At 46.3% G+C, this 25,924-nt stretch carries 21 protein-coding genes; 3 read left to right on the top strand and 18 right to left on the bottom strand.

Features of this window, described 5'->3' with window-relative positions; all coding sequences use genetic code 11:
- Positions 1-52 precede the first annotated feature (52 nt).
- The gene (arcA, locus tag MADE_RS01330) at positions 53-760 is read left to right on the top strand and encodes a two-component system response regulator ArcA (protein ID WP_012516794.1); all 708 of its coding nucleotides are present in this window, start codon (positions 53-55) and stop codon (positions 758-760) included.
- Between the two features lie 181 nt (positions 761-941).
- Here arcA and MADE_RS01325 read toward each other — a convergent pair whose 3' ends face one another.
- Positions 942-4,067 carry a beta-galactosidase gene (locus tag MADE_RS01325; protein WP_012516793.1) on the bottom strand — a complete coding sequence of 1,042 codons (3,126 nt, stop codon included), beginning with the start codon at positions 4,065-4,067 and terminating at the stop codon, positions 942-944.
- 104 nt (positions 4,068-4,171) lie between these two features.
- On the opposite strand from MADE_RS01325, the gene MADE_RS01320 reads away from it, so the two are divergent.
- Complete coding sequence (locus MADE_RS01320; protein WP_012516792.1) at positions 4,172-5,026, top strand: AraC family transcriptional regulator; 855 nt, start codon at positions 4,172-4,174, stop codon at positions 5,024-5,026.
- 79 nt (positions 5,027-5,105) lie between these two features.
- Here MADE_RS01320 and pmbA read toward each other — a convergent pair whose 3' ends face one another.
- Complete coding sequence (gene pmbA, locus MADE_RS01315; RefSeq protein ID WP_012516791.1) at positions 5,106-6,437, bottom strand: metalloprotease PmbA; 1,332 nt, start codon at positions 6,435-6,437, stop codon at positions 5,106-5,108.
- Positions 6,438-6,509: 72 nt separating this feature from the next.
- On the opposite strand from pmbA, the gene yjgA reads away from it, so the two are divergent.
- Entirely contained in the window at positions 6,510-7,067 is a 558-nt protein-coding gene (yjgA, locus tag MADE_RS01310) for a ribosome biogenesis factor YjgA (protein ID WP_012516790.1), read from the top strand.
- Between the two features lie 99 nt (positions 7,068-7,166).
- On the opposite strand, the gene tldD is transcribed toward yjgA, so the two are convergent.
- The 16 genes from tldD to MADE_RS01230 form a co-directional block, all read right to left on the bottom strand.
- Positions 7,167-8,609 (bottom strand): metalloprotease TldD, encoded by a 1,443-nt coding sequence (gene tldD / locus MADE_RS01305; protein ID WP_012516789.1) that lies wholly within the window; start codon positions 8,607-8,609, stop codon positions 7,167-7,169.
- On the bottom strand, positions 8,602-9,420 hold the full coding sequence (locus MADE_RS01300; RefSeq protein WP_012516788.1) for a carbon-nitrogen hydrolase family protein: 819 nt from the start codon (positions 9,418-9,420) through the stop codon (positions 8,602-8,604). Before MADE_RS01300 ends, tldD begins: the two co-directional genes overlap by 8 nt.
- Positions 9,413-13,408 (bottom strand): YhdP family protein, encoded by a 3,996-nt coding sequence (locus MADE_RS01295; RefSeq protein ID WP_012516787.1) that lies wholly within the window; start codon positions 13,406-13,408, stop codon positions 9,413-9,415. Before MADE_RS01295 ends, MADE_RS01300 begins: the two co-directional genes overlap by 8 nt.
- 26 nt (positions 13,409-13,434) lie before the next feature.
- Positions 13,435-14,901: a ribonuclease G gene (gene rng, locus MADE_RS01290; RefSeq protein WP_012516786.1), complete on the bottom strand. Its 1,467-nt coding sequence runs from the start codon at positions 14,899-14,901 to the stop codon at positions 13,435-13,437.
- Positions 14,898-15,488: a Maf family protein gene (locus MADE_RS01285; protein WP_012516785.1), complete on the bottom strand. Its 591-nt coding sequence runs from the start codon at positions 15,486-15,488 to the stop codon at positions 14,898-14,900. The genes rng and MADE_RS01285 overlap by 4 nt, the downstream gene beginning before the upstream one ends.
- A 36-nt stretch (positions 15,489-15,524) precedes the next feature.
- A complete protein-coding gene (gene mreD, locus MADE_RS01280; protein WP_012516784.1) occupies positions 15,525-16,001 on the bottom strand; it encodes a rod shape-determining protein MreD in 477 nt (158 codons plus the stop codon).
- The gene (gene mreC / locus MADE_RS01275) at positions 15,994-16,884 is read right to left on the bottom strand and encodes a rod shape-determining protein MreC (protein ID WP_012516783.1); all 891 of its coding nucleotides are present in this window, start codon (positions 16,882-16,884) and stop codon (positions 15,994-15,996) included. Before mreC ends, mreD begins: the two co-directional genes overlap by 8 nt.
- Before the next feature lie 37 nt (positions 16,885-16,921).
- Positions 16,922-17,965: a rod shape-determining protein gene (locus MADE_RS01270; protein ID WP_012516782.1), complete on the bottom strand. Its 1,044-nt coding sequence runs from the start codon at positions 17,963-17,965 to the stop codon at positions 16,922-16,924.
- A gap of 354 nt (positions 17,966-18,319) precedes the next feature.
- Positions 18,320-21,973, bottom strand: a complete 3,654-nt coding sequence (locus tag MADE_RS01265; protein ID WP_041912799.1) for a DUF6701 domain-containing protein — start codon at positions 21,971-21,973, stop codon at positions 18,320-18,322.
- Between the two features lie 32 nt (positions 21,974-22,005).
- Positions 22,006-22,467 carry a hypothetical protein gene (locus MADE_RS01260; protein WP_012516780.1) on the bottom strand — a complete coding sequence of 154 codons (462 nt, stop codon included), beginning with the start codon at positions 22,465-22,467 and terminating at the stop codon, positions 22,006-22,008.
- A complete protein-coding gene (locus tag MADE_RS01255) occupies positions 22,457-23,212 on the bottom strand; it encodes a PulJ/GspJ family protein (RefSeq protein ID WP_012516779.1) in 756 nt (251 codons plus the stop codon). The genes MADE_RS01260 and MADE_RS01255 overlap by 11 nt, the downstream gene beginning before the upstream one ends.
- Entirely contained in the window at positions 23,212-23,805 is a 594-nt protein-coding gene (locus tag MADE_RS01250) for a prepilin-type N-terminal cleavage/methylation domain-containing protein (RefSeq protein WP_012516778.1), read from the bottom strand. The genes MADE_RS01255 and MADE_RS01250 overlap by 1 nt, the downstream gene beginning before the upstream one ends.
- Positions 23,795-24,256, bottom strand: coding sequence for a type II secretion system protein (locus tag MADE_RS01245; protein ID WP_012516777.1), 462 nt, complete (start codon positions 24,254-24,256; stop codon positions 23,795-23,797). Before MADE_RS01245 ends, MADE_RS01250 begins: the two co-directional genes overlap by 11 nt.
- 1 nt (position 24,257) lies before the next feature.
- Positions 24,258-24,749 carry a type II secretion system protein gene (locus MADE_RS01240; protein ID WP_012516776.1) on the bottom strand — a complete coding sequence of 164 codons (492 nt, stop codon included), beginning with the start codon at positions 24,747-24,749 and terminating at the stop codon, positions 24,258-24,260.
- 22 nt (positions 24,750-24,771) lie between these two features.
- Entirely contained in the window at positions 24,772-25,359 is a 588-nt protein-coding gene (locus MADE_RS01235; RefSeq protein ID WP_012516775.1) for a prepilin-type N-terminal cleavage/methylation domain-containing protein, read from the bottom strand.
- A 44-nt stretch (positions 25,360-25,403) separates the two neighbouring features.
- Positions 25,404-25,898 carry a hypothetical protein gene (locus MADE_RS01230; protein ID WP_012516774.1) on the bottom strand — a complete coding sequence of 165 codons (495 nt, stop codon included), beginning with the start codon at positions 25,896-25,898 and terminating at the stop codon, positions 25,404-25,406.
- Positions 25,899-25,924: the final 26 nt, after the last annotated feature.

Raw genomic sequence — 25,924 nt, 5'->3', positions numbered from 1 at the left:
ACTTTAACCAGTTAGTTGCTTAAATCGTATTTTAGAAAGAGTGTAGAACACCATGCAGACGCCAAATGTGTTAATTGTTGAAGATGAAGTGGTAACCCGTACCACGCTTAAGAGTTTGTTTGAAGCGGAAGGGTATAATGTATTTGAAGCCGAAAACGGCGATCAAATGCATGATTTCTTCGAGAATCACGCTATCAATTTGGTTATCATGGATATTAACCTACCTGGAAAGAACGGCTTGATTCTAGCGCGTGAAGTTCGCGACCGTAAAAATGTTGGCCTTATCTTCCTAACGGGCAGAGATAACGATGTTGACCGTATCTTAGGTCTTGAAATCGGCGCAGACGATTACCTGACAAAGCCGTTCAACCCACGTGAATTAACTATTCGCGCGCGCAACTTACTGTCTCGCACAACCAACTCTTCAGAAGACGACGATTTACCAAGCCGTGTAAACTTTAACGGTTGGACGCTTGATGGTGACAGCCGTTCTTTGATTTCACCTAACGGTAAAGAGTTCCGCTTACCGCGTAGTGAATTCCGCGCACTACACCTGTTCCTTAGCAATCCAGGTAAAATCCTTACTCGTGAACAGCTCATCATGGAAATGACAGGTCGTGAGCTTCGTCCTAACGACCGTACGGTAGACGTAACCATTCGCCGTATTCGTAAACACTTCGAATCAGACCCGACAGATGAAGAGTTGATCGTAACCATTCACGGTGAAGGCTACCGCTTCTGCGGTCAGGTTGATGGTTAACCATCACATATTAAAAGGCGCTAGCCCTCTTTGAGAGCCGGTTCAAGAATTAAAAAAGCCGCTACAACAATGTAGCGGCTTTTTTGTGGGTATGCATTTCGTCAATGGCTAAATTGAGCTCAACTTCATTACCTGTTGAGTAATACCGCTCAACAGGCTCATTACGCTTCCTAAACGTGCATCATACCTTCGCACAGAATGTCACCGAATAACGGTAACACTTCTCTTCTATCAAGAAGGCTTTATGCGTGCTAGGGCTCCACGAGTCGTCGCCGCCTACGCCCATATGTGCATGATCAATATACACAAACACACAGTCTTGCGGCATGAGGTCGCTAGTATGCTTTGCAGTATCTAGCTGCACTTGGCCGTACTCGCTTACACTAAAGCAAAACTGCCCGTTCACTCTTAGCCCACTAATATTTAATTGTTTACAGTCACTACGCAAACCGTTGTCAGTAGGAAATATATAGTGTGTTTGCAAATCGGCTATCGACAACGAGTGCTCACCAAAACGCGCTGCCGCTTTCCTGTCTGGGTAATTTTCGAAAGGCCCTAGCCCTTGCCATGTAACGCGCATTCGCTCTTGCTCGTTGCTACGGGGCGCCGGTACCGCGGCTTGCAAACCAATTCGAGGCATGGGCGGTAAACTATCATCCAATAACACTTCTACCTCTACGGTTAACGCTGCCTGGTGGTTAATGGTGTAAACCCACTTGGTTGCGGCAATGAGCTTGTCGTTATAATGATACTCAAATAACGACGTTATGCGCACATCAAAGGTACTCTGCTCTACGTCTACACTGGTGCAGATGCGGTCCCACTTTCCAATACCAGCACGGCGCCAGCGCGACTCCCATGCATTTGGGTCGGGGTTATCAACTTCACTTACACCAATATCGTTATCAAGCGGGGCTCTAAAAAAGTTATCTTCTAGCGGTGCGCTGAGCATCTCGCTATCTTCATGTAGCCACGAGGTTAAAAGCCCACTTTCGCTATTAAAACTAAATACGTTATTTTTCACACTGACTAATAAGGTGGTGTTTTCTGCCTTGACCGTCACTCCAGACTCAGCATTTTCATTTGCGACGTTAGCGGTTGAGACAAAAGGAATTAGCCCGCTTTTGTTAGCTAGCGCAAGCTGCGCGGTATCGATAACATGGCCTGCCTTCGCCCATGCACAGTCGTTAGCTAATACAACGTCGATATTTAGGTGATAGAGTGCGCCGGCTTTAAAATTGATTTCGGGCGCGATACTAACGGTTTGGGCTTGCTGTGGTGCAACATAAATGGGGCACTCCCCTTCTATGATGGGTTTACCATTCTCTAACACCTGCCAGCGAAGCAGCTCATTATCGGTATGTCTAAACAGGTAGTCACTCTTTACGCTAAGCTGCCACTTGTCAGTCTCTTCCGTTAACGAAAAGCTTAGGTGTTGCTGACAATATTTCGCTTCAAATAAATGCGGGTGTGGGGTTCTGTCAGGGAATAACAGCCCGTTGATACAAAACTGTCTGTCGTTGTCGGTATCGCCAAAGTCACCGCCGTAAGCCCAGAACGCGTCGCCGCTATCAGTGTGTTTCGTCAGCCCTTGGTCAACCCAGTCCCAAATAAAGCCGCCTTGAAGACGTGGATAGTCTTTGAAGGCTTTCCAATACTCATCAAAACTCCCCAAACTATTCCCCATAGCATGGGCGTATTCGCATAAAATAACGGGCCGGTTTTCACCAGGTAGCGACAGCCATTTTTTTATTGCCCATTTAGGCACAGCGTCGTCTTCTACGTCAGTATCTACACGTGCATACATAGGCGCTATGATATCGGTAGCCGTAGTGTCGGCACCGCCACCTTCATATTGAACAGGCCGAGACGGGTCGAAAGATTTTGCCCAGCCATACATGGCATCATGCGTAGGGCCATGACCACATTCATTGCCTAACGACCAGATGATAATACTGGGGTGGTTTTTATCGCGTTCTACCATTTGGGTAAAACGCGCCATGTAAGCGCCAGCCCATAGCGGGTCGCGGGACAGCCGCCCCATTGGAAACATACCGTGGGTTTCGATATTGGCTTCATCAACCACATAAAGCCCGTATTCATCACAAAGTTCATACCAGCGAGGGTGATTAGGATAATGCGCAGTGCGCACCGCATTGAAGTTGTTCTGCTTTAATAGTTTAATATCTTCAAGCATATCATCTTCGTTGATGGCATGGCCTTTTACTTGATGGTGTTCGTGACGATTTACACCGCGAATAAGCACAGCCTTGCCGTTAACAAGAAGCTGCCCATTTTTCATTTCAACATTTCGGAAACCCACGTTGTAGGCTTCACGGTCTATCACATTACCGCTATCATCAATCAGCGATACAACAATGCGATAAAGGTAAGGGGTTTCTGCTGTCCAGTGTTTTGGCTCTTTAACTTCTAGGGTTTGAAAGACGACATCGTCCCACCCGCCTTTCTCGTCGACACGCTTATTGTTGGTGCCCGTAACGATTTGTTCGGTAACAGTCGTGTCACCATCGAAAAGCTGAATACCTACTTTGCAGCGTAACTGCGCTTTAATTGACGTTCGAACAGACACAGTAGCGTCGCGATAACAAGCATCTAGCGTGGGCGTAACAAACACATCTTGAATGTGCTGACGTGGCTTTGTAATTAAGCTTACATCACGGAAAATACCGCTTAGCCACCACATGTCTTGATCTTCTAAGTAGCTGCCGTCAGACCACCTGATGACCATGGCCGCTAAGCGGTTCTCGCCCTCGACCAACAAATTGGATATGTCGAATTCTGCCGGTAAACGACTATCTTGCGAATAGCCAACATACTCACCGTTACACCATAAGTGGAAGGCGCTGTTCACCCCCTCAAATACAATGTGGTTGCGTTGAGATAACTGCGCGCTGGTTACGCTAAACGTGGTTCGGTAGCATCCGGTAGGGTTTTCACTGGGTACTATCGGTGGGTTTACCGGGAAAGGATACTTAACGTTGCAGTAAATAGGTTTATCGTAGCCCTTTAGTTGCCAGTTTGAGGGCACAACAATGGATTGCCATTTTGCCCGCTCTTCGGCACTTAATGTAGCGGCCAGCAGGCTTTCGGGCACCTGTTCAGGCGCGTCGAACAAACAAAAGTCCCATTCTCCATTTAAAAGGTACTTTTGCGCATTGGCGTTATGTAGGGCATCTTCTAACGTTTTATAACCGTGATGTGGGCTGTGGCCGCCTACTCGGTTTCTCTGAAATACCACGGGGTTTTGCCAATCGTTTTGAGCCACTATCTGCGCAACGGTTTTCATTTCGTATCCTTTCTATTATCAATAGTTGGAATATAGCGAAGTTTTCCCTTTTACTTTATGCTCTAATCTTTCATCTATTTATCCAAAGCTATTATTTAACGTTTATGCAACTTCCCTTTAGAGACATAGTAGATATTGGCCCGCGCTGCTTTGAACGCTTTATTGATAGCAGTAATGCGCCAGAGATCAGCGATATAGAAATAGAGCTTGCTGGATGCTCTAACTTATCAGGTAATTATACCGTAGGACGTATTTCCCCGCCCAATCACACCTTGTTTTACAGTATAAATGGGGAGGGCAAATTTCGAACGCCATCGGGCGAGTTCGCTTTGCACGAAGGGCAGCTTATCGTCTTGCCGGCCAATCAAAGCTTTGAAGTGAGTATTGTTAGCGCAAAGTGGGACATCATTTGGGTAAACCTAGCCGACACGGAGCGCTGGAAAGCATTCGAGAAAGATTGCGCAGTTGTTGTAGATAATGCGGCATTAGAGGGCCTGCACCACGCTATGGAGCTGTTATATTTAGAGCACGATAGTGAAAACCGGCGGGCCGCAACAACGATAGTTTCAAGCTACCTTTGTCGAATTATTGATGTGTATATAGGGCACACACACCCCAATGATGAAAAAGAAAGACGTCAAATCAACAGGCTTAATAGCTTATTTTCTGCTGTAGACAAGCAACTGCAGTTTGATTGGGATATGAAAAGCTTAAGCGAAAAGGCGCACTATTCCGCGCCCCACCTTCACAGACTTTGTTTACAAGCCTTTGGACGGAGCCCGAAACAGCACGTTATTCATTTGCGAATGTTACGCGCCAAAAGTTTATTGCTAAGTACGCAGTGGCCCGTTTCATATATTGCCAATTACGTGGGTTATGCCAACGTATTTACGTTTTCAAAACGCTTTAAAAAGTCGACAGGGCTGTCGCCTTCTGCGTTTCGTTGTAACAACACGTGATAGCTTATATTTCAGCGGTTTTATCTACAACCTTCTTTGCGTTATAGATAAAACCTGTATTTAGAAAAACGAGCTAGTTCTAACTACCCGCTATTTTCATTTGGTCAATTAGCACTGAGCCCGTCTGTACGCTGCCGCGTACATCCTTTTCAGCACCAATCGCGACAATGCCTTTAAACATGTCTTTAAGGTTACCGGCAATGGTTACCTCATGTACAGGGTACTGAATGATACCATTTTCAACCCAGTAGCCCGCAGCGCCGCGTGAGTAGTCACCGGTCACACCATTAACGCCCTGCCCCATAAGCTCGGTCACAAATAGCCCTGTGCCCATTTCTTTAAGAAGGTCAGCGTCGCTATGCCCCGTATCACCTACTAGCCAGTTGTGAATACCACCGGCATGACCATTGGAGCGGGTATTAAGTTTGCGCGACGAATAAGTGGTGTAAAGGTATGTAGCCAACTGCCCTGCGTCGACAATCGTCATGTCAGCACACGCCACGCCTTCGTTATCGAAGCTTGAACTAGCTAAGCCGCCTTTAATAAGCGGGCGCTCTTCAATATTCAACCATTCGGGAAATACCTGTTTACCCAAGCTATCGAGTAAGAAGCTTGAACGACGGTACAAGCTACCCCCACTAATGGCACCTACATAATGACCAAACAAACTAGATGCGATATCCCGATGTAAAAGCACAGGTACATTTGCTGTGTTAATTTTACGGGCGCCTAAGCGGTCTACCGTGGCTTTTGCGGCATCGATACCTACCGAGGCTGCCGATTGAAGCAGTGAAGACTTGCGGCTTACGGTGTAGGCATAATCGCGCTGCATGTCGTCATCTTGTGCGCCAATGACCATACAGCTTAAAGAATAGCGGCTGCTAGGGTAACCTGCGTTTATACCATGGGTATTGCCATAAACGCGCATACCTAAATTTGCATTATACGACGCGCCATCTGAATTGGTAATGCGAGAGTCGTAATCCATTGCTGCTTTTTCAGCCTCAATGGTAGTTTTAATGGCTTTTTCAGTATCTAATTCTTCGGGGTGATACAGGTCTAAATCTGGGAATTCAGTAGCAATCAGGTCAGCATCGGCCAAACCAGTACAAGGATCTTCACTGGTGTAACGTGCAATATCTACGGCTTTTTCTACCGCTAATGTTAACGCTGCTTTGCTTAGATCAGCAGTAGAAGCACTGCCTTTTCGCTTGCCTACATATACGCTAATACCTAGGCCACCGTCGTTGGTAAACTCAACGTTTTCAACTTCTTGCATACGTGAAGATACGGCAATGCCTTGCACTTTTGACATGCTGGCTTCGGCTTGCGTAGCGCCTTTTGAAACGGCTAATTTTAGTACATCATCTACGACATTTTGAATGTCGGCTAACTGCTGCTCAATTTGCATAGTAAGTTTCGCTGTCTTAATTCGACTGTGATAGTTACAATTTAGCTAAAGTGTAACACTAATGAGTTTGAAATGAGTGATCAGAAATACAATTCTCCTGAAGATCCTTACTTCGAAGATGCGCAAGCAGATGAGTTCGAAGAGGAAGAGTTTGTCAGTAAAACTGAGCTAAAACGCCAAGCGAAAGAGCTTCACAAGCTAGGTGAAACCTTGGTTAACTTAACTGATGCAAACATTGCCACTATCCCTATGGATGAAGAGCTGGCCGATGCAGTTGCTATTGCCCGTAAGGTAAATAAGAAGAAAGACGGTTACCGCCGCCAGCTTCAGTTTATTGGTAAGGCACTGCGTAATCGCGATACGACTGACATAGAAGAAGCGCTAGCGAAGTTAACGCACCAGCATCAGGCTGCTAACGCGGCTTTCCATGCGTTAGAAAAAGCCCGCGAAGCGGTAATCGAGCAAGGCGACCCGGCAATACAGAAGCTCATCGAACAATATCCTGAGCTAGATAGACAAAAGCTACGCCAATTTCACCGCCAAATTAAAAAAGAGCGTGAAAAGAATGCGCCGCCTAAAGCGTTCAGAGAGTTGTTTCAGTATTTGAAAGACGTTATTCACGAAGAGTGATTAAGCGTCTGAGCCCAGATACAAAAAAGGTTGGTGCAATTGCCCAACCTTTTTATTTTTGAATATAGATCGCGAATTGAGTTCGCCGGGAAAGAAATCTTAGGCTGTGCCGCCCACGGTCAACTCGTCAATTTTAAGCGTGGGCTGGCCAACGCCTACAGGTACGCTTTGACCGTCTTTACCGCACACACCAACGCCCTTATCTAAGGCTGTGTCGTTGCCGATCATTGAGATTTTTTGCATAACCTCTGGGCCGTTACCAATTAAGGTGGCCCCTTTCACTGGCGCGGTAATTTTACCGTTTTCAATAAGGTAAGCTTCAGCGCTAGAGAATACAAATTTGCCCGAAGTAATATCCACCTGCCCGCCAGCAAAGTTCGGCGCGTAAATCCCTTTGTCGATAGAGGCAATAATTTCCTGCGGATCATGTTGGCCTTCCAGCATGTAGGTATTCGTCATACGGGGCATAGGCAAGTGGGCGTAAGATTCACGACGACCGTTACCGGTGGGTGCAACACCCATTAGTTTCGCATTGTGCTTATCTTGCATGTAGCCTTTAAGAATACCGTCTTCAATTAGCACGTTATGAGCCGTTGGCGTACCTTCATCATCTACTGATAACGAGCCACGACGGTCGTTTAATGTACCATCATCTACCACAGTTACGCCTTTGGCTGCTACTCGCTCGCCAATACGCCCACTAAACGTTGACGCACCTTTACGGTTGAAGTCACCTTCAAGGCCGTGACCGACGGCTTCGTGTAGCAATACACCAGGCCAACCGTTTCCTAATACCACAGGCATAGCGCCTGCAGGCGATGCCACAGACTGCATGTTAACACGCGCCATGTGAAGCGCGTCATCGGCTAGTTGTTCAAAGTAAGGTTTACCATTTTCGTCCTGTTTAAAGAACGAATAGGCATAACGGCCGCCAGCGCCGGCTGAACCGCGCTCGCGTCTATCACCTTGCTCTAACAATACTGAGCAGTTTAAGCGCACCAGAGGGCGAATATCGGTCGCTAACGTGCCATCACTACCAGCAACTAAAATCTCTTCATATACACCGCTTAAGCTTACCACTACCTGATTGGCAGAAGGCTCTTGCTTGCGAATGTAAGCGTCTACCGCTTTTAGTAAGCCAATCTTTTCCGCATCTTGCATAGCAAGAATGGGGTTATTTTCGCTGTAACGGGCCTCAACGGGCTTATGGCCCAGCGCTGCAACCTGCTGCGTACCACCGCTTGGTGCGATACCTCGGGCTGCTTTGCACGCTTTAGTTAACGCTTCTTCGCTTATTTCATCAGAATAAGCGAACCCCGTTTTTTCGCCGCTAATGGCGCGAACGCCTACACCGCGCTCAATGTTGTAGCTACCTTCTTTGATAATGCCGTCTTCTAGCACCCAACTTTCGTGCTGGCTCGACTGAAAATACAAATCGGCATAGTCGGTATCGTGGCGGTGAATGGTCGCTAGCGCGCGCTCTAGCTTAGTAATATCTAGGCCTGAGTCAGATAATAAATGACGCTCAACAGATTTAGACAAAATGACTCCTGAATCGGTTATGTTCGGCAACCGGCATATTCTGTTTAATGGTTTCTCTTTCTGCAATATCTACGCTAGCCGACACAAACCCTGTTTCGGTTTTACGTTCCCCAAGCGTATCGCCCCACGGCGACAAGATAATACTGTGTCCGTAAGTTTCGCGGCCATTTTGGTGTACGCCGCTCTGGTTGGGGGCTACCACATAGCACTGCTTTTCAATGGCTCTGGCTTTAAGTAAAGCGTGCCAATGAGCCTCGCCGGTGCGTTGGGTAAAAGCCGCGGGCAGTACCAAAATATCAATTTCGCCCATTGCAGAAAACAACCCTGGAAAGCGTACATCATAGCACACCGCAAGCCCAATGTTGCCAATTGGCGTTCGAACAGTGACTACCTCATTACCTGCTTCTGTGGTAGCAGATTCTTTATAGCTGCCTGTATTGTCGTTTACCGATACGTCGAACATATGAATTTTACGGTAATCAGCCAAAAGCTCGCCATTCGGACCAAATAACATACAAGCAGCAGAAAATTTATCAGGGTTTTGTGTTTTTACCGGAAACGTCCCTGACACAATGTAACATTGATGCTGCTTAGCAAGCGCCGATAAACGTTGCTGTATTATCCCATCGCCTTTTACTTCAGCTACCGCTAATTGACCTTTTTCTTTGCCGCCGAAACAGGCAAAGCACTCCGGTAACACGACCAGGCTATCTCTCTCGATATCCGCTGTTGCCATTTCTTTTTCGACAATATTCAGGTTTTCTTCCACATGTGGCGTGGATGTCATTTGTAGTGCAACTAAGTTAACCATCGATCACCTCCATTTTAAGCCTGCGTACATCATCTTCCGTTAATGGCCTGTCTTGGGGATTGGCAGGTGCAGGCGCATTTTGTGCAGGCAAACTGATGTCTTTGCTATTGCGTTCAACCTCATCGAACTTAGGATCTTTTATGGTGCCTGTCACGCGATAGTTCACATTTGAGATGACTTTCGCCGACGTTAATACCTGATCAATAGCAAGGGCTGCCAGTGCTGTAGGTGGCGTTGCCAAGAAATAAACTAAAAAGGGCAGATTACCCGTCACGTTTGGCGCAAATGACACGTTATAATTTAGGCCGCCGGTATTGAGGTCGGTAAAGCCCGTTATTTCAATTTCACCGGCCCCACCGTCAATTTCAGTATCATCGGTATAGGCTTTCCCGTTTACAACCTTAAGGGTTCCGCCCATATCATCGTAAAAGAAGCCTTTAGCAAAGACATCTCTAAAATCGAGGCTTAACTTTCTGACCAGCGAGTTAAGGCTAAAGAGTGTAAAGATACGTGAGCCCTGATCACTAAGCTCGGTCAAATAACCATCTGACAGCGACCATTCTACGTCACCGTTTAACGCTTCAAACCCGAAATCCATTGGCGCGTTAGGCCAGCTAATATCAAACTTAACCTCTGCGCTCGAGTCTTTTATGCCAGACTCTACACCATACTCTTTAAGCATTTGGCCTACATCAGGCGACGTTAGCGAGCCTTTTATCGCACTTTGTATATCCCGACCAACATGCTTCCAGTAACCGCTTGCGGTAATGTTAGTATCATCCGACCTCACTAAAAGCTGGCGAATGGCTAAGCCGTTATCTTCCTTCGCAATATCTAGCGTAATCTCCCCAAAATCTATACCGTGTATACCGCAGCTTTGGCAGTAAAAATAAATAGGCGGCAACGTGTTGGGGTCAATATCATACGGCGATTCATCGTCTGAAACGGCCTGATTGTTGGCAACAACCGGCGGAGTCTGTGAGGTATCTGCGGTCGTGGAGGTGGCAATGTTTTCACTCGGTTTTTCTAGCGATAAATAATCGGCATTTATCTCGATACCTTGTTGTTCTAAATCGCTGTTAATACGAACGGTAGCGCGCGCCTGTGGCGAGGTTAAATTTAAAATCCAATCTCTATCGCGCTCTGTGGCATTAAGCTCAGCATCTTTAATACTGTGGCCCGCAAAATTGAGTTTTTCAGCTTTGGCGAAAATGCGTGATGGGGTGCCAAACAAATTAACCTGTTTCTCATCTTTTTGCGCAGTATCAACCCTCGTAAGTTCAGCGTTCGATTTTTGCTTATCCGCTTTACCTTTGCCAGAAAGCAGCATATTAATCGTGCTAAACCACTCTTGTACATCGGCTTCAGCTAAATTTGCGCTAATGCTAAACCCAGTCCCTATGTTGGCAATGTCGCTCTCGCCTAACGCTAAATGTGCGCGGGAGAATTGCATTTCTTTATGCGGCAGAACACCGTCAAAACGAATGCGCTCTCCTAGTCTCGCTTCGATGTTTGACGCTTTACCGTTACCTTCACTGACAATAGATAAAGGGAGGCTGGTGCCTGCAGGCGTATCAAATGGAGCAGGTAACACACTTTGTGTTGCCGTTAGGTCAGCTTTCAAATTGGCGGTGTAGGAAAAACTGCTATTAGACAGCGTAAGATCAACAACGGTTTTCCAGTCACTTTCCCCATCAATATAATCAGTGAGGTCTGTATTCACGTAGTTTGCAAGGGGGTGCACGTGCCAGCGGCCCCCTAATTCAACATGAAGGTCGTAAGTGTCCCCTTGCCTTCCACTTAAGGAGAGCGCTACAGGCTGCTTGAGAAACCGTGCTTGTAGCGCATTGGCGTCGATATTCCCGTTGGTAAAGGTCACATCGCCTGATGCGTTGTCGAAAAGCATTTTGGTGCTAGCGATATAGACGGGGTTATTCGACAAATGCGCAGTACCCGATGCCACCACGTCCTTGCCTTTAAATGGAATATCTAGCTTAATATCTGCCGAGAGTGGGCCACTAATTTGCACTTCATTGTTAAGCACATTACCTAAGGACTTTTGCAACGAGGAGTTCATCATTAAGTCGGTTAATGCGTCTCCCGTTCCCTCGCCTGTCGCATAAATCGCTAAACGAGCACCTGGCTTAAAGCTTGGAATGGCCGCCGACATATTGCTTATTTTCATATCCGCTAAGGTGGCGCTAGGACTTTCCATTACCAGTGCATTGTTTACGAAATATAGCGAAAGGTCTAAATCATTCAGTGCAGGCCAATCTGGTGCGAAAAGAAAGTCGCCATCTTTGATATCCACATAGGCTTGGAAAATTCCTGAGTTGTCTTCAAACGGAAAATCTCGGGTACGTCCATGCCACAGCACGCGAGCATTTTCGATGTCGCCTTTACCAGTAAACGCCCGGGTTAGGTATTTATCTGTGTTTGCCCCCATAACGCCAGCAGGGAAAAGGTCGCTCACTGTATTTAACGCTATCGGGCTTATATCTATATAAAGCGACATAAATCCCGTCGCTGTATTAAGTTTAAACTGCGGCTTAAGGGTAACGGCATCACTATCGAGGAGCATATTGTCCCCTTTGACGACCCACTGCTTGTTGGGCTCTTCTGCCGTTTCGGGATAAATATAAAATTGCGAGGTTAGCGCGTTAATCTTGAGGTCTTTTTTGATAACCCCACTCGCGCTTAATACGCTATCAGTGCTTTGTAAGTAAATAGCCCCGTTATTCTTATACCAGAATAGGTCAACATCGAGAGAAGATAACCCCGGTACTTTATTTGTTTTATCCCACTGCAAATCAACTATTTTGGCCGCGAGAGAGGGGGTACCACTGCGCCATTGAAGTTGCAATGTGGCGAGCTCTCCCTTCGGGTTCAGCCCGCGTATTTCGTCTTCACCGGTGTCATCCATGAAAAGTGGCAATAGCAATAAAAAGGGATTGATCTGAACAGGCTTAACCGTATTGATGAGCGCGTCGCCATTTGCACTGATACTACCAATAAGGTCGGTCGTCATTGTCTCGTTACCTGAGTTCAGTACAAGCTGATCTACCCTAACGTTCCAACCGCCACGCTTGCTCTTCTTATTAGGCAGTGCTTGTAAGCTACCGCTACTGATGCCGGTTATCGTTTTTGCACGCCCATCGCCCCACTCTAACAAGCTGTCATTAAGCTCAGCCTGCACGCTGGTAATTTCATTGTTGGCAAAATTTGCCCACACCTCAAAATTAGCACGACTTTGAGCCAGTGGACGCTTGGTCTTTATCAGGTCGCTAACCCAAGGCGAAATGTCGAGTTCTTCAGCTTTGGCATAAAAGACGCCGTCAAAGTCTTCACGGGTGCCGTTAATATCAATAATGAAAGAGGCTGAGTTTGCCGCTAAATCAGCAACTTTAAGCCGGCCTAAACCTTGATGTCGCTGTTTACGGTTATTCCAGGATAAGCTTTCAATGTCGAAAGAATTGGTCTCGTTAAGATGTGTAATTGACACCGCCCCATCTTCTAACGAAAAGCTTTGTAATTGCTCTAAGAACAAGCGCTCTAACGCGTTAACCACAGGGAAGTTATTTTTGCCACCGCCGGAAAGGCGATCGGCATCGATATCTAGGCGAAGGCCCCGCAATTCAAAACGGGTAGAAGAAATAAGCTGATCGCGCAGTGATTGCCAGAAATCTAATTCAACGTAAATTTGTCGAATGTCTAAGGCAACAGGTGAAGCTTCATCTTTGGCGAGCGATACCGAATTTAGCACAATGCTAGGGCCGCTGCGCTGCCAAACCGCATGCACGCTTTTTATTGATAGGTTTACGCCATACTGCTCATTAATATAGTCTTCCAACAAATGTTTGTTGTGCTCAATATGCGGCAGAGCATAGCGTGCAGCGCTTAATACTAGCGCGAAAAGTACAAGCAATACGGCAAGTAGCAGCCAAAACTTCTTAAGTAGATAAGCGGCTACCGACGAAAAATTTGTCACATTTTGCCTTTGTATACGTTAATGCATTACATCATGACGACGTCGTACTTATCCTGGTTGTACAATGTTTCTGTTTGTACCTTAATTTGTTTAGATACAAATACTTCTAGTTCTGCCAGCATATGAGACTCTTCACCCATTAGGGCTTCTGCCACTTTTGGTGAGGCGTAAACCACAAACTTATCCGCATCGTATGCGCGGTTCACGCGAACGATTTCACGCATTATTTCAAAGCAAATGGTTTCAATGGTTTTAACTGTGCCCCGGCCTTTACACACCGGACATTCGCCGCACAGTATATGCTCTATGCTTTCACGGGTGCGCTTGCGGGTCATCTCAATAAGCCCCAACGCAGTGAAACCGTGAATATTAATTTTGGCTCTATCCTTGTTCGTCGCCACCTCTAACGAATGTAAGACACGCCGTTTGTGGTCTGGTTCAATCATATCGATAAAGTCGATAAGGATCATGCCGCCTAAGTTGCGTAATCTTAGCTGACGCGCAATGGCTTGCGTTGCTTCAGTATTGGTATTAAAAATCGTTTCTTCTAAATTACGGTGCCCAACAAAGGCCCCCGTATTGATATCTATCGTGGTCATGGCTTCGGTCTGATCGATAATCAAGTAGCCGCCAGATTTTAAATCAACGCGACGCTCTAATGCCCGTTGCGCTTCGTTTTCAACATCGTACAAATCGAAGATAGGTCGATCACCGGTGTAGTACTCTAGTTTGCCATTCATCTCTGGCACGTACTCTTTGGTGAACTGGTGAAGCTCATTAAATGATAATTTCGAGTCAATGCGAATTCTGTCTAGCTCAGTACCAACAAAGTCTCGCAACACCCGTCGCGCAAGCGGTAAATCTTCATAAAGCACGTTCGACTTACGCTTTTTCATACGAGACTGTATTTTGTCCCACAACCTTCGTAAAAACGCCGCGTCAGACTGGAGTTCATTTTTACCTACACCTTCTGCAGCAGTACGTAGGATAAAGCCTCCGTTTTCATCGCAAAACTCTTGTACCAGCGACTTTAAACGCTCTCGTTCCACTTCTTCTTCAATGCGCTGCGATACGCCAACGTGAGTGACCGACGGCATAAATACGAGGTAACGACTGGGTATGGTGATATCTGTGGTTAAACGCGCGCCCTTGGTGCCGATAGGGTCTTTTACCACTTGAACGACGATGTCTTGGCCATCTCGCACCAACTCGCGGATGTCTTGCTTTTGAATATGGCTTGCCGAGACTTCTTCAGCAATTTCATTGTGAATAACAATATCTGAGGCATGCAAAAATGCTGCTTTTTCAAGGCCAATATCAACGAACGCAGCCTGCATACCAGGCAGTACCCGGCTTACTTTACCGCGATAAATATTACCCACAAGACCGCGTTTTGTATGACGTTCAACGTGTATTTCTTGCAGTATTCCGTTTTCAATAAGCGCTACTCGCGACTCTGACGGGGTAACGTTAATAAGCAGTTCAGCACTCACGACACAACTCCAAATTCGTTGAGTAATTGACGGGTTTCGTAAAGAGGCAAACCGATTACGGCGCTTGCACTGCCATTAATTGAGACCACAAATTCACCGCCAATACCTTGAATAGCGTAACTTCCTGCTTTATCGGCAGGTTCTCCAGTTTCCCAGTATGCGGTAATTTGCTCATTCGTCAATGCTGCAAAAGTTACAGACGTTGTAATGACTTGGGTTTGCTGACGAGTGTTATTCAAAACACTGATAGCTGTTAGCACTTCGTGAGTGTTACCAGAAAGCATCGTGAGAATGCGTTTAGCGTCGGCTTTGTTTTCTGGCTTACCTACGCTTTGACCGTTAAAAGCAATAAGGGTATCGCTGGCTAAAATGACCGTATCGTCAGTCAACGTTTGCTTTGACGCCAACTTCGCTTTCACCGCCAGGCCTTTTTCAGCAGCAAGCCGTGAGACCAGCGACAGTGGCGTTTCGTTCAGGCGCGGCGATTCGTCAATATCGGCGGGTTGTATAGTATGAGCTATGTTCATTTGCTTGAGCAACGCGGTGCGTCTTGGTGATGCCGACGCTAACACTACCGATTTTGTCATTGTCTTACCCTTGGAATTAACAAAAAGGCGTTCGAATTACGAAATAGAAAACTGTCTACGTGTACGTCTAAGTAACCAAAATACCCAAGGCCATAGCACCATAGAAGTTAACACCGGCCATAAATAGTCCACTTGAAAATAAATATCGGTCAGAAGGTGCTGAACCCAAAATGTCATCAGGTGATATAACGATGATAGAAGGCCGATGATAATAGCTTGCTGCCATACGGAATAATTACGCAGCCGTTGGTAATTAGCAGCCAGTATATAAACGCAAATGCTAAGCGCAAAACTGTGGATGCCTAAGGTAGTGCCTACCAAAACATCCATGGCGACACCCGTTAAAAAGGCGATCCCCACGTTCACTCGATGCGGTAACGCCATACTCCAATAGGCCAGCACCACTAATACCCAGTCAGGCCGGTAAAGGTCAACTTGTGTAGGTAGGGGCACAATTTGTAGAACCAGTGCCACTAATAGGCTAATCCAGATCACGAGGTTACGTTTACGCATCGGTCGATTCTTCCTCGTTTACCATCTCGCCCTTGGTCTCATCTTTTACATCGCGCTCAGGATTAGTTTTTTTCCATAGCAATAGCAGGTGACGAAGCCTGTCTAAGTTCGCCAAAGGCGTGGCTATTACACGGGCAAAGGGGCGGCTTTCATCGCGTACCACTTGGGTAACGGTAGCCACCGGGTAACCTTCGGGAAAAACCTTTCCTAACCCAGAAGAAATAAGCGTATCGCCTTCTTGAATGTCAACGCTGTGCGGTACGTGCTCAAGATATAATTCGTTTAAGGCGCCACTCCCCGTGGCAATAAAACGAATGTCGTTGCGAAGAGAACGGACCGGGATAGCGTGAGTAACGTCAGCAAGCAGTAATACACGGCTGTTCGTTGACCCCACTTCCATTACCTGACCTACAATCCCTTTGTCGTCAATAACCGGTTGAGACGGATAAACCCCGTCTATCGCGCCTTTGTTGATCACCACCTGCTGACTGTAGGGGTTCTTGTCAACGGCCATTAACTCGGCAACCATCTTTCTGGATGACTCACGTACTGGCGCTTGCAGTAATTCTCTAAGCTGTGCGTTTTCGTTTTCGATCACGTCGAATTGCTGAAGCTTTTCGCTCATTAGCAAAAGCTGATTGTTGAGCTTTTGATTTTCGGTCAATAGTTGCTCTTGTGAAGTAAGACGCTGGGCGCTTTCACTTAGCATAAGTCCGGGGAGGTTAGCGATATACTGAAGGGGGCTCATTAAAGAGTTTAGATACACTCGCGTAGATTTGAACCCGTCCATTTTGTGATCGACAAATATCAGCGTTACTGACAACACAAGGGCCAGCGTAAGTCTGATATTTAAGGAAGGACCGCGAGTAAAAATAGTATCCATGATACAAATAAGGCAACCTTACGGTTGCCTTTCCTGTTTATTCGTAGCTAAACAGGTCGCCACCGTGAAGGTCAATCATGTCGAATGCCTTACCACCGCCGCGTGCTACACAGGTTAACGGATCATCAGCGATAACCACTGGAATGCCCGTTTCTTCCATGAGTAGTCGGTCTAAGTCTTTAAGTAATGCGCCACCGCCAGTAAGCACCATACCGCGCTCTGAGATATCAGAGGCAAGTTCAGGTGGAGACTGTTCCAGTGCCACCATAACGGCCGAAACAATACCGGTAAGCGGCTCTTGCAGGGCTTCAAGAATTTCATTGGAATTTAGCGTAAAGCCACGTGGTACACCTTCTGCAAGGTTACGACCGCGCACTTCAATTTCGCGAACTTCTTCACCTGGGTAAGCAGCACCAATTTCATGCTTAATACGCTCGGCGGTTGCTTCACCAATCAGTGAACCAAAGTTACGGCGAATATAGTTGATGATAGCTTCATCAAATTTATCACCACCAATACGAACCGAAGATGAGTACACCACGCCGTTTAGTGAGATGATAGCAACTTCGGTAGTACCGCCACCGATATCAACAACCATAGAGCCTTGCGCTTCAGACACTGGTAAGCCCGCACCGATTGCCGCAGCCATAGGCTCGTCGATAAGGAAGACTTCTCGCGCGCCTGCTCCTAGTGCAGACTCTTTAATCGCGCGACGTTCGACTTGGGTTGAACCACAAGGAACACAGACCAAAACGCGAGGGCTTGGACGTAAGAAGTTATTATCGTGAACCTGTTTGATAAAGTGCTGAAGCATTTTTTCGGTAACATAAAAGTCGGCAATAACACCGTCTTTCATGGGGCGAATAGCACGGATATTACCCGGTGTACGACCAAGCATACGCTTAGCTTCCGCACCCACAGCTGCAACGCTTTTAGGGCCAGCTGCGCGCTCTTGGCGAATAGCCACTACTGAAGGTTCGTTTAGAACAATACCTTGGTCTTTTACATAAATCAGCGTGTTAGCTGTTCCGAGGTCGATGGACAGATCATTAGAGAACATGCCTCGAAGCTTTTTAAACATGAAGAGTGTATTCCTGTTTCTGTGTTAACGCGTATTTGCAAAGGTGAGATGGCGACGCTTTAACGTGAAGTCGATATTTATTCGCACACTTTAACAATGGGGGCAATTTTGGGCAAGCAATGCTGCAACTTAGAGCCAAAATAACTAGTTTATTAACAAGCAAATTCGGCGTCTACCCCATAAAGGCATAGCATCTACGCGTTAATCGATTAATTCCTACATTAGACCCACTAATGACCCCGCGAAAAACGGAAGGTTCAAAAACAATGGGCCGATTAGCCAGGCCTTTTTGTATTGAGGTCGCGATGGTGGTTTTTAGGCACGGCGTCAAGACCAGATAAAGCCCCTACTTTTCTAATTGTTAATTTGCTCGCGTTTATAAATAATATTGTCGTTACCTCTATACACACCGTAGGTTAACGTAGCACTTGGCGGGTTATCAGCCTGCCCGTCACCGTCCCAGTCCCACAATAGCCATGCATCTGGCGTATAAGTTACCGGGTAATTCCCTGCCCCATTAGGTGATGACACGCGCATTCCCGTACCCACCTCATAGGCGCCCTCGCTGAGGTTGCCGTTTTCTGACGATACCAGCTCACCTGAGTTATCATTGATGTTATCGTGTTCAAAGCCTGTGCAGCTGTCATAGCTGTTTATGCGCCAGTTATTCCCATCCCAATATTGGGTACGCATAGGTAGCAACAATGCTTCATCGGCACCGCCATAATTGTTGATAAGCGTTGCTCTGCCGTAGGCGAAACTTACCGCTCCGCCAATATCAGCCACGCAGGTACCTGAGCACGTTAACCCGTTAAAATTGGCACCGTCGAGTTGGCTGCTCTGGGCGACTAAAACGATGTTGGCATCTAAATAAGCGCCGTCTAGTGTTGCGCCGCTTAGCCGGCTAAACGCAATATCTGAATCTGCATAGCTAATTTGCCCAGCGCTCGCGTTTTGCGGCCATGTGATAGCACTGGTGTTTGCTAACCGGTTCAATAGACTGCCGGCATGCTCCACCTGCAAACTTAAATTCGTCAGTTTGTCGAAGCCATCATAATAATTCACCGTGCGACTGCCGTTATGGTTAAGCGCAGTAAGCGAAAAACTCACATCAGCGAGTGGCTGGTCAAAATAGGTGAAGGCACCACTAGCCGTGCACGCCGCATCTACTGAGCCTGAAAGCGCAAAATTAGAAGGCGCAAAACGCCCCACGTTGTTAACTTTGCCTAATACGGTTGTGTCTGTGAGATAGGTGCTTTGTGCGTTAATCGAAATGGTGCCAACTTCGTCGTAATTAAGGCTAACATTCACCTTCCCTTCATCATCAAATAGCACGCTTGATGTGCTTAACGCGCCCGTTGTGCCGCCCGCAGGCAGGCGTTGCTGCGGCGCTAAGGTTACCGTGCCTGTGAAATGCTCAGCGGTATTGTTATTCGCCAAGTCGTCAAAGTTGTCGGGAACACCATCGTTGTTGCTGTCTTCACCGTCGACCCACTGTACTGTGCGCAGCCCAACCACAAAGTCTTCGCCGGTACGTTTAAGCAAGGTGCCATTGGCACTGTTAGCATACCCGTTGAGGTTTGTGCTTGTTCCGCTGTCATTAAGAATGTCCATCGCAAAACCAAAGGGGCGCACTTTGAAAATATTAGACGACCCTGAAATCGAAGTTCTGTCAGTGATGGTACCTGATAACGATAATTCACCCGCGTCTGGATACTGCACTGAAAACTCAGCGCGAGAGTTCCCATCGAACTGAAGCGCAACGGTTTCTGGCGTTAGTCCAAGCTCGTACGTATTGTTATTATTAGACAACGCTAGCTTGTTCGAGCAGTTGCTAGAGCTTGAACAGCTATAGTTCAGGTCGACATCGACGATTTTGTTTTTCAAAAATTCTGAATTACCGCAGGCTTCTATTACATAAGTTTTACTGTTAAACCCTTGGTCTGAAGGCTTACCTGATAGCTGGGGTACAATGGTAGTGTTATTGTCTGTGAGGTTTTTAAATACTAAACCATCGTCTTCAAAATTAATTTTGCAGCCTTCGATACCAACATCTTTTCCGCCAATGAAACAGCGTAGTTGGGACGATGGCGTTTCACCTAACGTTGCGAGTTTTGTATCGTTCCCTTTCAAGCTGTCTAACGCTAACGAAATTTGCCCTGTAAACGAGACGACATCGCTTCCGCTCCACTCAAAATTATTGCTATTTTGAGGAGATAGACTAACCGTAGACGGCTGAGAGTAAATGAGGTCGCAATTTACATCTGCACAGGCTTTAAGCGTGATCTCTTTCGCCGCACAGCTACTGCCTTTGTTATCCACTAGTTCGTAGCGATAGTGATTTAGTACTTCAATAACCTCGCGTCCGCATATGCCGGGAATATTGGTTGGCACCGTTTGAGTGGCATTAAGGAATAGTTGCCCACCAGTGGTTATACCTCCCCCTGCGGTAAAGCGACCAACTAATAGACCATCTTGAATATTGATAAAGTTAATCTCACCAGTCGCTATAACAAAAGCATTTGGATTTGAATTATTTAGTATGACATCGCCTTCAACGTATATTGCTAAATAAGCGCCATCCGCAACATTGATACTGGCACTTTCCATGATAAGGCGAGTTTGAGTTAAGCTTGAAGGGCTTGCCAAAAAGATACGTGTAGGAGCAATGATGTTGTAACTGCCAACGAAAGATACTTGTTCACGCTTAAAGTAGTAGTCGCCTCCAAGTTCTCTATCTAAGATCGCAGGTCCTGTATCTTCAATCGCCACAGAGGGTATCGCTTTTGCCTGAGAAGCAGTTAGCGCATCAGTGTTAGTGGCGAAGCAATCAATTGCATCAACGCCACAATCAGGAAGGTTGCGACCATTTCCTCTTGCATCGGTATCGTAGCTTACAGTAGTTAAGGCTCCATTATTTTCATCAATAATTCGACTTCTAGCAGATAAAAATATACCTGAGCCGTTAAAAGTCGACAGAGCGCCGGGAAAAGCTATCTCACAACTTGGCACTTCACCACTAAATACAAACTCTGACGTCATCGCCAGAATACTGGCGTCTTCTTCCGCGTGATTTCGTTCTGAATCTAGGCTTCGGTCTTCATCAACGCGAAGACCTAGTCTAGTATTACTCACTTGACAACTGCGTAGCCAACCGCCATCTGCCCCATTGCGGCTAATTTTACTTGCAGCAACTAATGGCGTTTGATCATATTTGTTTTTAAAGTTGTTTCGAAAACAGCCGTCACTCCAGCCCTGAATACGCACATCTGCAAAGTCAGCCTCCCAAACCACCTCTACACCGTTGTCATCGAAGAACCTGCGGTCAAACCCTTCAGTGGTGGCCATATAGGCAACCGTTTCGGTGCGCGTTACGGGCTCATAATCGGTTTCCGATGCTTCAAAGGCGATATAATATGACGGCGGTTCATATTTAGCTGCAATGGTTAGAAATGGCAGTAAATGTTCATTGGGCGGCTTCTTTCCATTCACATCAATTTGATTATTAACGGTTTGAATAGAGTGAAAGAAAACCGGTTGCTCACCAAAATCTGTTTGCAGCGGCACTTGTGCATATCGAGTATCTTCCGTTCCTGGCAGTAAGGGCCCGGTTGGTGCGTACCACGGGGAGTTGGTTGAAGCTTGGATAGTATCGGCATCTAATTCCATTTTGCCTACTTCAACAATGTCGCCATCAGGAAACTCGTGAATGCCATAGGCAATTGCTAAATAATGTCCCCCCATGGTGATATGAGGGCCGTCTTCACCAGAGGGCTCAAGCGGCAGGGCTTCAAAACCGGTTCTGGTAACGTTGCGAATTTTAACGATGGCAGGGTTCGAACCTTGATTTGTTGAAAGCATAAATACCGCGGGCGGATCATCGTATACCTGCGAAAAGCTTATGGTTGTCCACTCAGCTTTATTGTAGGTATTTTGAAGTTCAATGAACCGGCCTTCGATTTGGGGAACGGCGTGTACCTTAATAAATAAGGAATGCCCAAGTAATATGAGAAAACAACTTTTTAAAACAACATTAAAGTTCACAATTGTTCCTGCCTTACTTCTACAGTTACTCTTCTAGAGGTATCAATTTGCCCGCTGCTACAGCTTGCCGTTGCGGTGAACTCGTAGACATCTATCTCTCCCGAGGCGACATCAGGCTCAATTACATCTAAAGCCTCATCGCATTTAACGCTGATAACACAATTAGGGAAAGAAACCGTACTTTGAAGCGGAAGCTTATATTCGTTTGGACACAGTGGGTCATCTAGTTCGACAAGCCGAGATATCATCATTTCAACACCGCTCTGCGCCGCTAAGTAAGCACGAGCGCCATAATACTCAACAGATTGTTGACGAATGTTTGATGAAATCTGATTGGATAAAGCAATACCTAAACCTAGCAGTACAACGCTAATAATTATCGCAACAATGGTGGTAGAGCCACGCTGATTCGATAAAGTTTGAGAGGGCGATAGCGCATGTTGTCTATTAGGGAACATTGGGGAAATGTACCTCATGCGAGAAAGCTAAAGACTCGTCGCTACTACTGGTGAGCGTCATGTCTATATCAACCAAAGCGTTTTGTCGCAAACTTGGCGTTATTACGTCTGCACTCCAACTACTTACATTAGTAGCTATAATACCTGTACTCGTTCCTTCTCTTCGCACCAAGGCCTCGCCTTGCGAAGTGGTCTCCTTACACACTGACACTGGATTCTCATTAAACAAAAAAAAGCGTTTCCCCGGTGAGGATTGAGTGTTTACGGCTCCTAACTCAATAATATATTGATGCTCCAAATTATTACCTTCATCATCGGTGGCGACAGTAGATTCAATATAGTCAACACTGTTGTCAGTCACACTTTGCGGGCTTGTTGGGTAGATAACTAATTTATCTCCCGCTGTAGGCTCTTTCATTTCAAATACAACAGAATGCAGCTCATTATCGAAAGGGTCTTCGGTATATGTACCACTCATAACAATTGGATAGTAGGTTAAGCACCCTAAACTAGCGTCAAAAGAGACCGAGTTAGGCACAATATTTCGAAGTTCTTTTTCCAATCGCAATATAATAAAGCGCGCTTCTGAAACAAGGCGAGTACGCTCTGCACCGGTTATATAAATTTGCGCACTTAAAGAAATCACCTGCGCCACAGATACACTAATTACGCCTAAAATGGTGATCACTAAAATAAGCTCTATAAGCGTAAAACCGCGCTGGTACTGTGCTATTGGTAGGGACATTAATAGCTCCCTCGATACGCGCGGAAGGTGTAAACTTGGCCATCTGGAGCCGTGACTGCGATATCGATACGTTTATATTGTTTTTGCTCGGGAGGGACGCAGGCATTAATTGGCTCTTCCGGGTCTGGGCAATGTACAACTGCTGGAAAAGCAGAAGTAACATCTATTGAAGAGTCATAGATAACATCTACTCTGTATGCAAAGCCATTATAATTCCCGCCAGCATTACTTATTGAATAACCGTTATAATCATCCACATCGTCATAAGCTTCTTCAGAGGTTTCACCGGCGTCCGGGCCTAGAGCGTCGGAACACAAGTTATCGCTGGCATTAGACGGATCAGGTTTATCCACGCAGGTGACAAAAGGCGGGCTTCGGTCGCTGTTTTCATCATAAGAGCGGCTTAAAATATCGTTCATTAAAGACTGACCTAACTTAGCTGCTTTTACTTGGCGAAATGGCTCTGCGGTTTGTTCTGCCTGCGGAACAATAAGCGACAGCACAATAGTTAGGCTAATGGTAAATACAACAATACCAATCACCAGTTCTAGCAAGGTAAAACCGGTTTGTGACTTAGGTAACTTAGCACGCATAAATTGCCCCTTCATTTTGAAGGCACATCGCAAAGGTGCTTATTTGAATTTTGCAGGTGGTGGCGCAGGCAATATTTCGTGGGCGGCCAAAGCCGTCAAACTGGATTTGAGAAAAGCTATCGCCGTTCTCATCTGCCGTTTGAAACGTAAAATCGGTGCTGGATGCGTTGACAACTTGATCACTATCGAAGGCGGTAGATAGGGCATTTGCACAGTCGTGCCCAGCAGGCGGTGCAATAATTGACGCGGATATTTTCACACAGCTAATGTCTTGTACGTTTTGCATGGCGCGAAGCTGCATATTACGTACAAATTGAAGGGTTCGGTCGCGAAGAGCAATGGCCTCTTCGGTGTCGTTACCAAGAAAGCGAGGTGCGGCGGTTACCGCCAGCACCCCAATAACCAAGATGGTTATAATAAGTTCTACGAGTGTAAAACCGTTTTTCTTCACATTAACCTTCGCAAGGCGTAACCGTAATAGCTGGACGCTCGCCCTCAGCTCCAGAGTTAACATACGAGAGAGAACATGCAGCGCCTGGATCTGGCGCTTCATCATAGTCGCCAGTATAGTATATTGTCACTGTATCTGTATCGTTTGAAACAGCAGCATAATCACTCTCTGCGCCCAAATCGACCTCAATGATGGCTGTTAAATTGGCAACATCGCTTGCATCTGGGTAACCGTAAACAACGTCTAATGTTGTACCGTCAACAGTTACAGACGAATCTGCGCTACCAGCTGCATCTTGGATAAGCGCTTTTCCGTACACAATGGAGGCGGCTGACTCAATTGACCCAGCGATGCCCTGTAATACAGAGTCACGTGCATCATCTTGAAGGTTTAAAAACTTAGGTGCTGCTGTTACCGCAAGGATACCCAGCAGGACAATAACGATGATTAACTCGATTAGGGTAAAACCCTTTTGTGTTGAAACTTTTTGCATAATTAGACTTCCTGAGTATTGATTAAAAAACAGTAACCTGGCCAGTGGCAGGGTTGTAAGTGAAACCGTCGAAGCTGGTGCCGTCGGGCGTACCGTCTGCGGGTGCAGAGGTATTTGGTAACCCCATAGACTCGACAAGATAGTAAACGCAAAGCGCATTTGTTCCCGAATCGTCTTCGCGCACTGCATATCTGAAATCTGCGACCACCGCGTCATTAGTTGACGTAGTATTGGTTGGTGATGACTGAAGAATAAGGTCAAACACGTTTTTACATTCAGTCGCATTCACTGTCGAAATAAGCGTGTTGCCTGTTGGGCTACCTGTTGGGTATCCAATGGTGCCATCAACTCCAACTTGAGTTTGGTCATAGGTGACAACCGTACCGTTACCATTCCCGTTATTGCCGCTTGGTCGACCTTCTACTTCCCATTGTGCTCTTACAAGGCCAACGGCAGCAGCGAAGCCACCCGCAACACCTTCTACACTGGCTTCACGGGCTTCATCAGTAACGTCGATAAAGCGCGGTAAAGCAGTTGCCGCAAGCAAGCCTAAAATAATGACAACAATGATAAGCTCAATAAGCGTAAAGCCTTGCTGTTTGGTGTTCATACCATCTCCTAAGTTACAAAATAAGCGATTGTTCCAACGCTTAGTTACCTGTTTACTTCCCTCACAACGCCGCTACCAGCGTTATACTCAAACCAAATTTTGTCTTGAATGCGAAATACACATTGCAAATATCCATTCGCGTATCTATCGCTAACCGATATTTCGGATGACACATCGGCCTCTCTTAACGTTGCCAACGTGTATAAATATTCACAGGCCTTTCCCTGACCTTCTTTAAAGCCTTCAGGCCATCCTTTTCGGTTAACGAACAACTCGGCCGCAACGTCTTTGTGCTGTCTTATATTGCCGCTAGCATCAAACTCAGTTTCGTAGATCAACACCGTTTGTTGTTTGGTCTTTATCCACTGCGCCCTTGCCAACATAATCACGCGTTGAAACTGGGCAACGGCGTTTTCTTTGTTAACTTTTTCAGCTTCTTCAATAACGGGGGTCGCGTGATATACAACCGATGCAGCAACAACAGTCAGCAGCATGCCAATCACAATAAAGTTCAATAACCCTGTTTTGGCGCCAGCCACTTTATTCCCCAGTAATAATCGCGCAC

The organism is Alteromonas mediterranea DE (genome assembly GCF_000020585.3).
Classification (GTDB): Bacteria; Pseudomonadota; Gammaproteobacteria; order Enterobacterales; family Alteromonadaceae; genus Alteromonas; species Alteromonas mediterranea.
Note: the sequence above shows the minus strand (reverse complement) of the source record. Positions and strands in the feature narration are given on the sequence as shown.

What these genes read in the sequence shown, in the direction of transcription:
- MADE_RS01285 (WP_012516785.1), bottom strand. Translation starts at nt 15,488, where the DNA reads ATGACAAAATCGGTAGTGTTAGCGTCGGCATCACCAAGACGCACCGCG.
- MADE_RS01300 (WP_012516788.1), bottom strand. Translation starts at nt 9,420, where the DNA reads ATGGTTAACTTAGTTGCACTACAAATGACATCCACGCCACATGTGGAA.
- MADE_RS01260 (WP_012516780.1), bottom strand. Translation starts at nt 22,467, where the DNA reads ATGTTCCCTAATAGACAACATGCGCTATCGCCCTCTCAAACTTTATCG.
- MADE_RS01325 (WP_012516793.1), bottom strand. Translation starts at nt 4,067, where the DNA reads ATGAAAACCGTTGCGCAGATAGTGGCTCAAAACGATTGGCAAAACCCC.
- arcA (WP_012516794.1), top strand. Translation starts at nt 53, where the DNA reads ATGCAGACGCCAAATGTGTTAATTGTTGAAGATGAAGTGGTAACCCGT.
- MADE_RS01250 (WP_012516778.1), bottom strand. Translation starts at nt 23,805, where the DNA reads ATGCGTGCTAAGTTACCTAAGTCACAAACCGGTTTTACCTTGCTAGAA.
- MADE_RS01235 (WP_012516775.1), bottom strand. Translation starts at nt 25,359, where the DNA reads ATGAACACCAAACAGCAAGGCTTTACGCTTATTGAGCTTATCATTGTT.
- MADE_RS01255 (WP_012516779.1), bottom strand. Translation starts at nt 23,212, where the DNA reads ATGTCCCTACCAATAGCACAGTACCAGCGCGGTTTTACGCTTATAGAG.
- mreD (WP_012516784.1), bottom strand. Translation starts at nt 16,001, where the DNA reads ATGCGTAAACGTAACCTCGTGATCTGGATTAGCCTATTAGTGGCACTG.
- mreC (WP_012516783.1), bottom strand. Translation starts at nt 16,884, where the DNA reads ATGGATACTATTTTTACTCGCGGTCCTTCCTTAAATATCAGACTTACG.
- MADE_RS01240 (WP_012516776.1), bottom strand. Translation starts at nt 24,749, where the DNA reads ATGCAAAAAGTTTCAACACAAAAGGGTTTTACCCTAATCGAGTTAATC.
- yjgA (WP_012516790.1), top strand. Translation starts at nt 6,510, where the DNA reads ATGAGTGATCAGAAATACAATTCTCCTGAAGATCCTTACTTCGAAGAT.
- MADE_RS01320 (WP_012516792.1), top strand. Translation starts at nt 4,172, where the DNA reads ATGCAACTTCCCTTTAGAGACATAGTAGATATTGGCCCGCGCTGCTTT.
- pmbA (WP_012516791.1), bottom strand. Translation starts at nt 6,437, where the DNA reads ATGCAAATTGAGCAGCAGTTAGCCGACATTCAAAATGTCGTAGATGAT.
- MADE_RS01270 (WP_012516782.1), bottom strand. Translation starts at nt 17,965, where the DNA reads ATGTTTAAAAAGCTTCGAGGCATGTTCTCTAATGATCTGTCCATCGAC.